The organism is Congregibacter brevis (assembly GCF_045689245.1).
In the GTDB taxonomy this organism is placed as follows: domain Bacteria; phylum Pseudomonadota; class Gammaproteobacteria; order Pseudomonadales; family Halieaceae; genus Congregibacter; species Congregibacter brevis.
This window is the reverse complement of the sequence record NZ_CP136865.1, coordinates 2,467,253-2,480,998: the sequence shown is the minus strand read 5'-3', so window position 1 is coordinate 2,480,998 and position 13,746 is coordinate 2,467,253. Positions and strand designations below refer to the sequence as shown.

General features: G+C 54.7%; 13 protein-coding genes. 1 reads left to right on the top strand and 12 read right to left on the bottom strand.

The window, feature by feature from the left end; all coding sequences use genetic code 11:
• Nucleotides 1-17 precede the first annotated feature (17 nt).
• Nucleotides 18-2,027, bottom strand: a complete 2,010-nt coding sequence (locus tag R0137_RS10895; RefSeq protein WP_407326444.1) for a DNA internalization-related competence protein ComEC/Rec2 — start codon at nucleotides 2,025-2,027, stop codon at nucleotides 18-20.
• A gap of 607 nt (nucleotides 2,028-2,634) precedes the next feature.
• Here R0137_RS10895 and R0137_RS10890 point away from each other — a divergent pair.
• The gene (locus R0137_RS10890; RefSeq protein WP_407326443.1) at nucleotides 2,635-3,132 is read left to right on the top strand and encodes a DUF2062 domain-containing protein; all 498 of its coding nucleotides are present in this window, start codon (nucleotides 2,635-2,637) and stop codon (nucleotides 3,130-3,132) included.
• Here R0137_RS10890 and R0137_RS10885 read toward each other — a convergent pair.
• The 11 genes from R0137_RS10885 to R0137_RS10835 form a co-directional block, all read right to left on the bottom strand.
• The gene (locus tag R0137_RS10885; protein ID WP_407326442.1) at nucleotides 3,120-4,349 is read right to left on the bottom strand and encodes an FtsX-like permease family protein; all 1,230 of its coding nucleotides are present in this window, start codon (nucleotides 4,347-4,349) and stop codon (nucleotides 3,120-3,122) included. The genes R0137_RS10890 and R0137_RS10885 overlap by 13 nt on opposite strands.
• Nucleotides 4,346-5,029: a lipoprotein-releasing ABC transporter ATP-binding protein LolD gene (lolD, locus tag R0137_RS10880; protein ID WP_407326441.1), complete on the bottom strand. Its 684-nt coding sequence runs from the start codon at nucleotides 5,027-5,029 to the stop codon at nucleotides 4,346-4,348. The genes R0137_RS10885 and lolD overlap by 4 nt, the downstream gene beginning before the upstream one ends.
• On the bottom strand, nucleotides 5,022-6,281 hold the full coding sequence (locus R0137_RS10875) for a lipoprotein-releasing ABC transporter permease subunit (RefSeq protein ID WP_407326440.1): 1,260 nt from the start codon (nucleotides 6,279-6,281) through the stop codon (nucleotides 5,022-5,024). Before R0137_RS10875 ends, lolD begins: the two co-directional genes overlap by 8 nt.
• 21 nt (nucleotides 6,282-6,302) lie before the next feature.
• On the bottom strand, nucleotides 6,303-6,539 hold the full coding sequence (gene nqrM / locus R0137_RS10870; protein ID WP_407326439.1) for a (Na+)-NQR maturation NqrM: 237 nt from the start codon (nucleotides 6,537-6,539) through the stop codon (nucleotides 6,303-6,305).
• A 43-nt stretch (nucleotides 6,540-6,582) separates the two neighbouring features.
• Entirely contained in the window at nucleotides 6,583-7,638 is a 1,056-nt protein-coding gene (locus R0137_RS10865; RefSeq protein ID WP_407326438.1) for an FAD:protein FMN transferase, read from the bottom strand.
• 79 nt (nucleotides 7,639-7,717) lie between these two features.
• Nucleotides 7,718-8,941 carry an NADH:ubiquinone reductase (Na(+)-transporting) subunit F gene (nqrF, locus tag R0137_RS10860; protein ID WP_407326437.1) on the bottom strand — a complete coding sequence of 408 codons (1,224 nt, stop codon included), beginning with the start codon at nucleotides 8,939-8,941 and terminating at the stop codon, nucleotides 7,718-7,720.
• Between the two features lie 9 nt (nucleotides 8,942-8,950).
• The gene (gene nqrE / locus R0137_RS10855) at nucleotides 8,951-9,559 is read right to left on the bottom strand and encodes an NADH:ubiquinone reductase (Na(+)-transporting) subunit E (protein ID WP_405272948.1); all 609 of its coding nucleotides are present in this window, start codon (nucleotides 9,557-9,559) and stop codon (nucleotides 8,951-8,953) included.
• Nucleotides 9,559-10,221: an NADH:ubiquinone reductase (Na(+)-transporting) subunit D gene (locus tag R0137_RS10850; protein ID WP_405272950.1), complete on the bottom strand. Its 663-nt coding sequence runs from the start codon at nucleotides 10,219-10,221 to the stop codon at nucleotides 9,559-9,561. Before R0137_RS10850 ends, nqrE begins: the two co-directional genes overlap by 1 nt.
• Before the next feature lie 2 nt (nucleotides 10,222-10,223).
• Nucleotides 10,224-10,994 carry a Na(+)-translocating NADH-quinone reductase subunit C gene (locus tag R0137_RS10845; protein ID WP_407326436.1) on the bottom strand — a complete coding sequence of 257 codons (771 nt, stop codon included), beginning with the start codon at nucleotides 10,992-10,994 and terminating at the stop codon, nucleotides 10,224-10,226.
• A complete protein-coding gene (locus R0137_RS10840) occupies nucleotides 10,987-12,183 on the bottom strand; it encodes an NADH:ubiquinone reductase (Na(+)-transporting) subunit B (RefSeq protein WP_407326435.1) in 1,197 nt (398 codons plus the stop codon). Before R0137_RS10840 ends, R0137_RS10845 begins: the two co-directional genes overlap by 8 nt.
• Nucleotides 12,184-12,186: 3 nt before the next feature.
• Complete coding sequence (locus R0137_RS10835; RefSeq protein ID WP_407326434.1) at nucleotides 12,187-13,530, bottom strand: Na(+)-translocating NADH-quinone reductase subunit A; 1,344 nt, start codon at nucleotides 13,528-13,530, stop codon at nucleotides 12,187-12,189.
• Nucleotides 13,531-13,746: the final 216 nt, after the last annotated feature.

Here is a 13,746-nt window from a genome sequence, read left to right as displayed (position 1 = left end):
TAACCGCGGATGAACCTTCAGGGAGGAAGGCAATTACGAGTAAATTCACCCCGCCGCCAAAATGGCGCCCAGCGATGCCGAGAGGCCCTGCACTGAATCCTTCCTTCAGGGGAGATTCTTAGGGTCACCGCCCCGTGGGTAGCGGTGTTTATTACGGTAACGCCAGACGCCTGTGCATCATCGACGACCCTTCGCGCAGGATGCCCAAAGCGGTTGGCGCGTCCCGCCGTCACAACCATCAAGCTGGGAGACACTGATCGCAGCCAGAGCAGACTGTTTGACCCGGCAGAGCCATGATGCGTTGAGAGCAGTACGTCAGCCCGTGTCTGCGCGCCCCAGTAACTCAAAAGCTCCCGTTCACGCGGTGAAGCAATATCACCTGCCAGAAGAAGGCGTTTGCCAAAAACCATCACCAGCAAAACGCAGGAGGCATTGTTGTCACTGTCGCGCGCCAGACTCTGTGATAGGAAGCGAAGAGTTACTGACTCACCAAAATTGGTCGTTTCGCCCAACCTGCACGCCTCGCTCTCTTTCGCCGCGAGGCCCCGCCTGATTTGCTTTGGTGGCGTGCGCTCGGATATCGCAGACTCCCCCCCGTCGTGGTCATTATCAGGGTGACTGATTACCAAGGTGTCCAGCACATTGATTCCCTGTGACTGAAACATCGGCAAAATAGCCCTATTTGCAGCTGACGACTCCGCCGAGTGACCGCCGCCAGTGTCGTAGAGCAGCGCGTTTCTTCCCTGACGCACTAGCACCGCGGTGCCCTGCCCTACGTCAAAGAACGTAATGTCTACGCCACTACCTGTCACCCGGGATGTAACAGCGACGGGAGAAGTCAGTAGTGCAATCACAAGGAACCGGCCGCGGAACTTCGGAAGCATCCACAAAACCACAGCGAGCATTAGCATAAAAAGCGTAAGCTCACCGGGGCTCTGCTGCAGCAGACTCACCCGGCCTACTACTGGCTCCCAGTGCGACATGCCAGACCACATGAATCCCAGCAAAATAGCCGCTGAATTCAGTAATCCAGACCCAATATCGGGAAACAGAGGAGCCAGAGCAATGGCGCTCAAAAGTAGCGGCACGACCAAGAACGTTACGAGAGGTACGGCGACTAGATTGATAACTCCTCCGATACTGCTGGACTCCTGAAACCAAAAGAGACTTAGAGGAATCATTGCCAGAATCATGTAGCCCTGAGAACTCCAAAGGCTGCGAAGCCACGCAGTGCTGCCCCGCCAGGCCGTAAACCAAAGAAGCAGCGTCACTGCGCCTACACTAAGCCAAAAGCCCGGGGTTAAGATACTCAGAGGGTTAAGAGCGAAAAGGCCGAACACTGCGATAGGGAAAGACCAGCCTGAATTCGTAGTTCGACCCACTAGCTTGGGCAACATCACGAAACCGAGGGTAAGAAGCGCGCGTTGCGCGGGCAAGGCAAACCCTGAGATCAATGCGTAAGCACCGGCAAACACGAGGGCGCCGAAGGGGGCTATCTGTGGAACGCCGCGCCCCGCCCCTCTAAACGAACTCAGCGTGCGTGAAAGGCCCATCCCCAGATACCATCCGGGAATTGCTAGTAGTGTGACATGCATTCCCGAGATGACCATCAGATGCGTCAAACCAAAAAGACGCAAACGACTCCAGGCATCGCTAGTCATAGCTCTCCGGTCACCTACGGCTAGTGCTGACAATAACGCGCCTACATCTCCTGGAACCTGCTGTTGAATTGCAGATGAGACGGCATGACGCAAGCGATCAATCGCGTGCCCGAGACTGAGGGAGCGCCCCTGCTCACTAAACATAAATGAGAGATGACTTACAGACCCCACACCGTGAATACCTGATGCCAGATAAAACAACTCACCCTGCTGAGCCGCGGGATTAACCAACCCCCAAGGACGGCGGAGACGTGCTTCGAACTCTATGGTCGCACCCGGCAGTAAAACTGACGGCACGTTTAAAATCTCTGACTCTGGAGAGCGCCCTACTCTCAGCTCATCCATCATCAGTTGACTGGGGTCCAAGTACATTCTCAGGCGTCTAGGCCCCCCGCAGCTGGAGGGAACGATACGACGCACGCGCAAATCAAACCGAAACACTGGCCTCGGCCCAGGAAGCAACCCTACCAACCCATCAATCGTCCCAACTACGGCAAGCTTCTTACCCTCACAAAGCGGTGATACAAGCCGTTCCTGCCACGCAGCGGCGTGAACCAGTACTAAGCTCGCACAGATACAGCACGCAGCAAAAGCAGCGAACAAATACCCGTTGAAAGAATATCGTCCGGCTCCAATTCCGCTTGAGCAAAGTCGGCGCGATACAAGGCTCAAGATCCCGCAAGAAACAGCGCCAGTGACCATTGCCAGCCCAAGTAGTGCCTGTTCAACCGTCGGCAATTCCGGTAATTGCAACACCAAAACTCCCGCTAACAACGAAGGAGGCAATAGTGCATACGGCGCTACCATCGCTGCGCTTCGAACGGCATAATGTCGCGCACAATTCGGGAGTCTTCCGCTACTTGGCCGGTGTTCTAGTGAAGCACGACAACTCTTTTCAACAAACAGCATTTGCGTTTCATCGAACAGCATTTGTGATCAACTGAGAATGCCGCGAAAAACTCTAAAATCGCTGATGCCCTCGCCCGCCAGGCTCAGAAAACATGGCACCCTGAATATTCTTGGTGAGTGGGTCTACGCCAGCAATCTTTGGCACATCAATCGATATTCCGCCTCAATGGCCTTCTTTGTAGGCCTCTTTCTAGCGTTCATACCTGTACCCGGCCAGATGCTTCTAGCGGCCTTAGGCGCGGTCATGCTCAGGTGCAATCTGCCAATTTCCGTAGGCCTGGTTTGGATAACCAATCCCCTCACGGTGCCAGCGATTTTCTATCTTGCGTATCAGGTAGGCGCGCTGATTATTGACGTCCCGATAAAAGAAATAGAGTTCGCCTTAAGCATCCAGTGGGTTGAAGAAGAGCTGCTCCGTGTATGGCGACCACTGGTGGCAGGCTGCCTGCTTTGCGGTTTATTTTTTGGAAGCCTGGGCTACTTTGTGGTCAACGTACTGTGGCGCATCCGTGTTGCCAGACAGTGGAAGAAGCGCAAAAAACGTCGCTCTCAAAGATCCTGATGTAAGACATTGGCTGGCTGAAGACGCGCAGCGCGAATTGCCGGGTACAAAGCCGCAAGCACACACATGACAATTGCCACACTTGCGATGAGCAACACGTCGCCGCCCCGCAAGTCGACGGGGATAAACGATACCGGGTAGACGTCGGTACTCAGGAACTGGAAACCTAAACCTCGCTCAAGACTCGCCACAATCCCGGGTAGTGCAGTGCACAGTGCCGCCCCCAGGGCACAGCCGATTGCAGAGCCAATGATGCCAATGATCAAACCTTGTGCAATAAACACAGATGCCATATTAGCTGGGGTCGCGCCCAGGGTTCGCATAATTGCGATTGCTCCACGCTGGTCAATCACGATCAGCACCAGAGCCGAGACAACGTTGAACGCCGCCACCCCAATTATTGACGTCAGCAACAACACCACTAAATCGCGGGACAGCTGAATCGCCGCATAAAGGTTTCCGTGGGTCATACGCCAGGTGGTGGCGTAACTTCCCGGCGGCAACTCCCGGCGTAACTGGGACAGCAATAGCTCCACTGCGAAAGGGTCCTCGTAGCGCAGCTGCAAACCGCTGATGCCCTGCTGGTCGCCCCTACCGATGCCGGCAAGCATCGAAGCCTGTTTGAGAGACATCAAACTCAAGGTTTCGTCGAGTTCTGTACCTGTATCTACCACTGCCGCAACCGCAATACGTTGGGTACCGATGGCTGTGCGGTTTCTTCCACCGCGAGGTGGAACGATAACGGTAATGCTGTCCCCTGCTTCTGCACCCAAGCGCTGCGCAACCGAATCCCCCAGCACTACGCCGGACAAGGTTTCAAGCTTCGGCAGCTCGATAATACCGGGAAGCGGTGCTGGCATTGATTCCAGCCCCAATCCAGAAATCGCAACGACATCTCGACCGCGAATAGCCATCCCGTCAAAGCTGACGAATGGGGAAACTGATAGCACCGAAGGTAAGGCTTCCAGACGTTCACGCAGGCTGTACTCTTCGCCACCATCAGCGGGGGTATGTACAGTTACATGAGGTACCAAAGCCAGGATACGCTCACGCATTTCCCGCTCAAAACCGTTCATCACCGAAAGCACCGTGAGCAACAGGGCTGTGCCGAGAATCAGGCCCGTCATCGACACTCCCGCCATGAACACAGAGAGATGCCCCCTCCCAAATGCCAGGGTATAGCGCAGCGCTATTCGCAGCGTTTCCCAAAGTGTCACGGAGCAGCTTCCAGTCGTCCGTCCGTGAGTCGCAGTACCCTTTGCATGCGGTGCGCTACGCTAAGATCGTGGGTGACAACAACGAAGGCGCTATGCTTTTCACGGAGCTTATCGATCAGTTCTAACACCTGCTCCGCGGCTTCCGGATCCAGGTTACCTGTGGGCTCATCCATTAAAACGCAGCGGGGGTTGTTGATGAGGCTTCGAGCAATAGCCACCCTCTGCCGCTCTCCTCCGGACAATTGCCCAGGTCGATGGGTACTCCGAGTACTCAGTCCAACCTCTTCGAGCATCGCAGCTGCTTTATCGTGCGCCTCTCGGCGCGACACACCGGCAATCAATTGGGGCATCGCCACGTTCTCCAGAGCAGAGAACTCCGGAAGTAAGTGGTGAAACTGGTACACAAACCCCAGATGCAAATTTCGCCAACCCGCCAGTTGGCTTTCGGACATTGGAGCCAGCACTTTGCCCGCAAGGGCGACTTCACCCTCGGACACATGATCGAGCCCACCAAGAAGATTCAAAAGCGTCGACTTTCCTGACCCCGAAGACCCGATAATGGCGACCTTTTCGCCTTCCTCGAGCGCAAAATCAACACCGCGCAGCACCGTCACGCGGGACCGCCCGTCCTCATAACTCTTGTGCACGTTACGGCAGTTTAGCGCCAGTGAATCACTCATAACGGAGAACCTCAGCAGGGGCTATTCGACTGGCTCGCCAAGCCGGGTAAATCGCCGCTATCACGCTCAGCAAAGTAGCCGCGACACCTACAACGAGCACATCGCCCCACATCAGCTGCGACGGCAATCGAGAAATAAAATAGACCGACGGATCAAAAATCCTCGCGTCGAAAAGCCGTTCAAAAAAATCCACTACGTCTGCGACATAAATCGACAGTAGTACCCCGACTACCGTACCCGCCCACACCCCCAATAGCGCAAGCGCCAAACCCTGAGTAAGAAAAATCTTCGAAATACCAATGGGCGTGGCACCCATGGTGCGAAGCACCGCAATATCTCTGCGCTTCTCGGTCACGGCCATCACCAGGGTGGAAACAACATTAAACGCGGCGACAAGCACAACGCTAAGAAGCAGGATACTTACGGTGATCTTCTCCATACGAATCGCCCGAAAGAGCGAGCCCTGAGTTTCACTCCAGGGTCGATACACGCCGAGGCCATTAATCTCGTTCTCTAAGGAATGACTCAGATTCGGAGCGGTCATTAGGTCGCTAGTGCGAAGCTGCACCCCTCGAGTACCGCCACTCTTTAACAGGCGATTCGCTGTGTTGAGCGATACATAGGCCAATAGCGCATCTTGTTGAGCACCGACTTCGAACAATCCAACAACCCTCAGCAAGCGGGACCTAGGAAACAAACCCAGGGGGGTCGTACTCACTTGCGGGAGGACAATGCGTATCTCATCCCCCGGAATCACCCCCAACATTCGCGCGAGGGCGGCTCCCAGGATAACTGTGAAGTCTGTATTTAAATCGTCAAGGCTTCCTGCGAGTAAAAACTCATCAAGCGCCGTCAAACCCGACTGTTTCTCGACATCGATCCCTGTAAGCGATGCTCCCTGCTGGCGATAGGGCCCTGAAAAAAGGACCGTCTCACGTACAAATGGCGCTACTGCGAGGACATCAGGGTGAGATAGGAGGCCCGCGGACAACTCCGCGGTCGTGTCGGTTTTCTGATCCGCCGCGGCCTGCTGCTCTTTGGGATGCAACTCCACATAGGCATGGGGAACAAGTGCAAGAATACGGCCTCGCAACTCTCCCCCAAACCCGTTCATCACCGAAAGCACGGTAATCAGACTGGCGACACCGAGCATCATGCCGAGCATCGAGGCCAGAGACACCAGCGCGGTGAAGCGCGAACGTTGTCGACTAAAGCCGTAGCGTAGCCCCAAAAACCGTGTATAGGAGGCCATGAATCAAATTCTACAGCTGTGTTACTTACTGGCGTCGTAAAATCGCGCTTCGCTCTCGTTGGTCGCGTTTTGAATAGAACCCTGAGTCTGCTCTTCGCAAAGGCTCGGGTCATCACCGCAAATTTCGCAGCGCCCTTCTATGCCCACAGCTGACAGCCCTCCGCAGGAGCCCTTAAGCGGCCCACGACCCGCCATGGCACCAATGGCCATACCAGCCATAATCAAGCCCATAACCAGGAATGCGAGAACAAAAACCATAACAACTCCAGTGTGACGTCAGTGGCGCCTTGCGCCGGAAAGCTTACCCTGTGGGCTCTTCCTTGGTCTGTGTATTTTGCCGATAGGCATCAAACAGCTCGGTATAGTGTACCTCAAGCCCTTCTTCTCCCCGAGAAACAAAGTGCGCGGCTAAACCTTCGCTCTCGGCCAGCTCAATAGCCCCATCAAGACCAAGTACCAGTAAAGCAGTCGCCCAAGCGTCAGCTACCATGCAGTGACCAGCAATGACGGTCACTGACACCAATTCATGAGCCACGGGATAACCCGTTCGCGGATCGACAAGGTGAGAGTATCTTCGCCCCTCGTATTCGAAATAGTTACGGTAGTCTCCGGATGTCGCGACGGCGGCGTTACTTACACTCAGGGCCTCGATGAATCGAGCCCTGGACGGATCTGGCGACTCTACGGCGAGGCGCCATGGACCGCCCTCCGGACGCTCTCCCGACGCGCGAAGCTCGCCGCCAATCTCCACGAGACTGTCTACGATCCCTTGAGCCAGCAGCAATTCATGTAACTGGTCGACGGCATAACCCTTGGCAATAGATGACAGGTCGACTGCCACCCCAGCGGGTCTACTGAGCGTTGACGCTGACGCATCCAAACTTAGGCGATGGGCACCGACTGACGCCATGGCCGAGTGAATATCGGCATTGCTGGGCGGCTCGGACTCCCGAAACTGGGCACCGAAACCCCACAGCTCGATCAACGGCCCCACGGTGACGTCATAGGCACCCTCGGTCTTCTCACCTATCGCAAAAGCGGCATTCAGAACCTTGGTAAGGCGAGGTGAGAGAACCACGGGGGTTTCGCCGGCGGCACGATTCAGTCGCGAAATTTCGGAGTCAGGAATGTAGGTAGATAGGGCCTGATTAATGGCTACGAGCTCAGTCTCTATAAGTACCTGTAGGTCTTCTGGGCTGATCCCTTTGCCATCAGTATTCGGCGAGCGGTAGATCACTGACCAGGTCGTACCCATGGTGGCGCCGTTAAGGACTTCTCGCCGGGGCCCACGCTCGCACGACGATACCAGCATCACCGCCAGAAGGACGACAATTATGTTTTTCAGGTTTGGGGGCATAAGGCTTACCGCAAGCAGGCTCAGAATTGAGCCCGCGGATCTTTCAGTTCTTTCGCATCTTTCAATGCTTTCGCGGCTGTTACCCGCCGAAATCATCCAGCATGATGTTTTCTGGCTCGACACCCAAATCGGTGAGCATCTTGATCACAGCCGCGTTCATCATTGGCGGACCACACATGTAGTACTCGCAGTCCTCTGGTGCAGGATGATCTTTCAGGTATTCCTCAAAGAGGACATTATGGATAAAGCCCGTCAGGCCATCCCAGTTATCTTCCGGCTGCGGATCAGACAGAGCGACATGCCAGTCGAAGTTCTCGTTATCCGCCGCAAGGCCGTCGTAATCTTCCACGTAAAACATCTCGCGCAGAGATCGAGCGCCGTACCAAAAAGAAATCTTCCGCTTGCTACCCAGACGCTTCAGCTGATCAAAGATGTGAGATCGCATGGGTGCCATACCCGCGCCACCACCAATAAACACCATTTCAGCATCAGTGTCTTTCGCAAAGAACTCGCCAAAGGGACCGTACACCGTCACTTTGTCACCAGGCTTCAATCCAAATACCCAAGACGACATCTGCCCAGGAGCAATCCCTTCACTGCCAGGAGGTGGTGTGGCAATCCGGATATTGAACTTAACTACGCCCTTTTCCTCCGGGTAGTTAGCCATGGAGTACGCGCGAATTACCGTGTCATCTACCTGCGACGACATCTTAAAGAACCCAAAGCGCTCCCAGTCCCCGCGATACTCCTCGTCTACGTCAAAATCACTATAATTGACTAAATGCGGCGGGCACTCGAGCTGGACATAACCACCGGCCCGGAAATCAACACTCTCGCCTTCAGGCAAACGCAATGTCAGCTCTTTAATGAAGGTTGCCACATTGGGGTTACTCTCTACGGTGCACTCCCACTGCTTAACCCCAAATACCTCTTCAGGTACCTGGATCTTCATGTCCTGCTTCACAGCGGTTTGGCAGGAAAGTCGCCACCCATCGGATGCGTCGCGACGCGTGAAGTGAGATTCCTCGGTGGGCAGCATAGAGCCACCCCCTTCATTCACAATGCACTTGCACTGGGCGCAGGTACCACCGCCACCGCAGGCCGAGGCCAGAAACACATTTGCTTCCGAAAGGGTCTGCAGCAATTTGCCACCCGCCGGTACGGTGATGTTGCGCTCACCGTTGATTTCAATAGTTACATCACCACTGCTGACCAGAAGCGTTCGCGCATAAAGAATGATGCCTACCAGCGCGAGAATCATCGCGGTAAACATGCCAACGCCGTATACGATTGTCATATCCATGAATGTGCCTCAGAGATCGATGCCACCCAAGGCCATAAAGCCCAGGGACATCAGTCCTACAGTGATAAAGGTAATGCCGAGCCCCTGCAAGCCATCAGGGACATCGCTGTATTTAAGCTTCTCGCGAATGCCTGCCAAGGCAACAATCGCCAGCGCCCAGCCGACGCCTGCACCGGCACCGAAAACCACACTCTCACCGAAATTGTAGTCACGTTCGACCATCAGCAGAGAGGCTCCGAGGATTGCGCAGTTCACGGTAATCAGCGGCAGAAACACGCCCAGCGCGTTGTACAAAGCAGGCACGTACTTATCTAGAAACATCTCTAGGATCTGCACGAGGGCGGCAATAACACCGATGTAAGACAACAGCCCCAAAAAGCTCAAATCCACGTCGGGTAGACCCGCCCAGGCCAAAGCTCCATCGGCCAACAGGTAGTTGTAGATCAGGTTGTTTACCGGAACGGTGATCGTCAGTACAACAACCACAGCAACTCCGAGACCGATAGCAGCACTGACCTTCTTAGATACCGCAAGAAAAGTACACATGCCCAGGAACACAGACAGCGCCATGTTTTCGATGAAAATCGCCCGCACAAACAGGCCGAGGTAATATTCCATTAGACGCTCTCCTCCGCTACGGTGTGTTTCGCCATACGGAAGTCCGGCTCTTCAACCTGCTTTGCGTCAGCGGAACGAAGAATCCAGATAAACAGGCCTATCAGGAAAAATGCGCTGGGCGGCAGCAACAGCAGACCGTTGGGGTTGTACCACCCGCCCTCGGTGACCAGCGGAAGGATTTCAAAGCCAAACAGTTTACCCGCGCCGAAGAGCTCGCGAATAACCGCGACAAATATCAGCACCACTGAATAACCAAGACCATTACCAATACCATCCATGAAACTCGCGACTGGCGGGTTCTTCATGGCGTAGGCTTCAGCGCGTCCCATCACAATACAGTTGGTAATGATCAGTCCCACAAACACCGACAGCTGTTTGCTAATGTCATAGGCGACGGCTTTTAAGACCTCGTCTACCAAAATCACCAGAGACGCAATAATCGTCATCTGGACTATGATTCGAATGCTTCCCGGGATGTGGTGTCGGATCGACGAAATAAACAAATTCGAAAACGCGGTTACCAAGGTCAGGGCGATACACATCACCAAGGTGACTTTAAGTGACGAGGTCACCGCAAGAGCAGAGCAGATACCTAATATCTGCAGCGCAATCGGATTGTTTTTGAAGATTGGGCCCGCAAGCGTGTCTTTAACGGCGTCCATGATCAAGCCTCCCCGTTTTTGAGGTTTTCAAGGAAGGGAGCGAAACCCGCATCACCCAGCCAAAAATCAATAAGGTTGGTAACACCGCGGCTCGTCAGTGTTGCGCCAGACAGGCCGTCGACCATCCAGTCCGCATTCGCGTTAGACGGATCGACGGCGCCTTTGGTGAGACTGAGTTCTACTTGACCATCGCGATAGACTTTCTTTCCCGGCCAGAGAGCCTTCCATCGCGGGTTATCGACCTCACCGCCGAGTCCGGGAGTTTCGCCGTGATCGTAGAAGCCCAGTCCAGCTACCGTATTGCCGTCCGACTCTAACGCGAGGAAGCCGTAGAGCGTCGACCACAGGCCATATCCATGCACAGGCAGAATGATTTTTTCGTAACCACCCGCTTCACCGCGCACCAAATAGACCTGGGCCACAGAGGCCTGACGGCCAACCTTGGCAATATCTTCGTCACCCGGAACATCCCGAGAAAGGCTGGGATCCTTGGCAGCCGCTCGCTGGTCATACCCTGAAGACACCGTGTCGGTAAACTCGCCACTCGCAAGGTCCACAAAGCGTTCTTCCACCACCGCAAATTGCTCATCGACACTGCGCCCCTCTTCAAGCATGCCTGCTGCCTGAAGAATGTTCCGCTTTCGATCGAGACTCTTATTCGCCTCCTGCGCTGGCTTCAGCACCACCGCAGCGGTGGATACAATAACCGAGCACACAATACACAGCGCCAGGGCGACACCGAGGATTTTGCCGATACCGTCGTTACTAGCCACGGGCAAGTCTCCTTTTGATGTTCGCCTGAACCGCAAAGTGGTCAAACAGCGGTGCAAACAAATTCGCGAACAGGATCGCCAACATGATCCCCTCGGGGAACGCGGGATTTATAACCCGAATGAGCACTGCCATCACGCCAATCAAAATACCGTAGGCCCAGCGACCGTTATCCGTCATGGCCGCTGACACTGGGTCTGTTGCCATAAAAAACATACCGAAAGCAAAGCCACCAACGACCATATGCCAGTACCAAGGCATGGAGAACGCTGGATTGGTGTCAGACCCCACCATGTTCAGGAACGACGAGAACAGAAACATTCCGAGGAACACGCCGGCCACAACTCGCCAAGAAGCGATTTTGGTCAGAAGCAAAATTGCGCCGCCAATCATGACCATGAGCGTTGAAGTTTCACCGATAGACCCTGGAATCGAGCCGATGAAAGCGTCAATCCACGTATACTGGGCCTGCATCGCGGCCATGCCTTCAGAAGCGACCATACCAAGTGGTGTGGCGCCGCTGTATCCGTCCACTGCAGTCCAGACAGCATCTCCAGACAACTGTGCTGGGTAAGCAAAATACAGGAAAGCACGACCAGTAAGTGCTGGGTTCAGGAAGTTCTTTCCCGTGCCCCCGAACACTTCTTTACCAATTACGATACCGAAGCTAATACCCAGAGCGGCCTGCCAAAGCGGCAAATCCGGAGGGCAGATCAACGCGAAGAGAATCGAAGTAACAAAGAATCCTTCGTTAATCTCGTGGCCTCGCTTGACCGCAAAGAGCACTTCCCAAAAACCACCGACGGCAAAGGTCACGGCATAAATGGGCAGGAAGTACAAAGCACCGAACCACATGTTGTGCCAGATATTCGAGGAATCATTACCACCAAAAGAGGCGATCAATGAACCACGCCACCCGTCAACGCTACCGCCGGTAACCGCAAGAATCTCGTTCGCCTGAAAGCCCAGGTTGTACATGCCGTAGAACATCGCGGGAAACGCAGCGAGCCATACGGTGATCATGATGCGTTTTAGGTCTATGCCATCGCGTACATGCGCAGTGGTGTGCGTTACCGTCGATGGTTTATAGAAAATAGTGTCCACAGCTTCATAGAGCGGATAGAAGTTTTGGTAACGTCCGCCGTCCTGAAAGTGGTGTTCAACGCCGTCAAGCCATTTACGTAAAGCCACGACTTAACCCTCCTTCTCAATGCGTGTCAGGTTATCCCGAAGGATAGGCCCATATTCGTACTTACCAGGACAGACGTAAGTGCACAGAGCAAGATCTTCTTCGTCAAGCTCCAGACAACCGAGAGCCTGCGCTGTTTCGGTATCGCCGACGATCAATGAGCGAAGAAGCTGCGTGGGCAAAATATCCAGCGGCATGATGCGCTCGTAAGCACCGACAGGCACCATCGCGCGCTCGCTACCATTGGTTGATGTCGTCATTGCCAACGGCTTACGACCAAAGAAACTGCTTAGGTAAATACCGAGGCTGGAGTGCTTCTTAGTTCCTGCCCTCAAGTAGTGCAGAAACTCCCGTTCCCGCCCTTCTTGAAGAACCGTGACCTGAGCGTGATAACGCCCGAGATACGCTGTAGCACCCGCCACCTTGCGTCCGCCTAGCACAGAACCGGAGATAATCCGGTTCTCCCCAGCTGCCAGTTGTCCCGCAACCAGAGCTTCCAAATCCACACCGATGCGAGTGCGCAGAAGCCGAGGAGCCTCCACTTGAGGCCCCGCAAGGGATACGACGCGTTCAGTCCAGAGACGACCATCGAGAAACAAACGCCCGATGGCGATGACATCCTGATAACCCACGGTCCACACGACCCGCTCGGGACTTGCGCCAAAGAGATGATGTACGTGAGTCCCCGGCAAACCGGCCGGATGCGGTCCCGCGAAATCTTCCTGCTGGATATTGCTCGCAGTTCCCCCAGAAATCCCTGCCTGCGGCGCTGTACACAGGTACAACGAACCTGCAGTCTGGCCAGCCAGAAGATCAAGACCTAAGGAAAAAGCGTCCGACTGCTCGCTGATCACTACCGCTGGGTTTGCCGCCAGGGGATGTGTATCCATGGCTGTCACGAAAATGCCCGCAGGCTGATGATCAGGAGCAGGTACAGCACTGAATGGACGGGTACGTAGCGCCGCCCACTGACCAGAGTTCAAAAGCTGCTCTCTTACGTCTCGGGCACCTAATGCGCGGGCTTCTTCCGCAGAATAAGCCGTGAACGCAACGGCATCATCGCCTTCAACATCGATGACTACCGATTCTAAAACGCGCTTGGCACCACGATTGATCGCTGAAACGATCCCCGATGCAGGAGCCGTATAGTGCACTCCTTCGGTCTTCTTACAGCTGAAGAGTATCTGTCCGCATTGGACACGATCACCGACCTGTACGGCCATTGTTGGCTTCATACCAACGTAATCGGCACCAAGCACGGCAACAGCACGTGCATCGGGCGCGTCAGAAATGCTCTGCTCGGGCGCACCCTCAAGAGGGATATCAAGCCCTCGGGAAATTTTAATCATGTAATCCGCCTGGATTGTCGTTGTGTTTCAAGCGAATGGGTCGGCACTAGGCGTGCAAAAAAACCAAGTTTTGCGCCCGTACTGACCTTGAATGACTTACCGACTCGCTTCGCTCCCCCACGAACCGGCTTCAGGCCGCGCGCATTATAGCGAAGCGTCGGGTACTCCCGCTACTGAAGTAACGACCTATTTGCAGAAGTCGTAAAGACAGAAGTC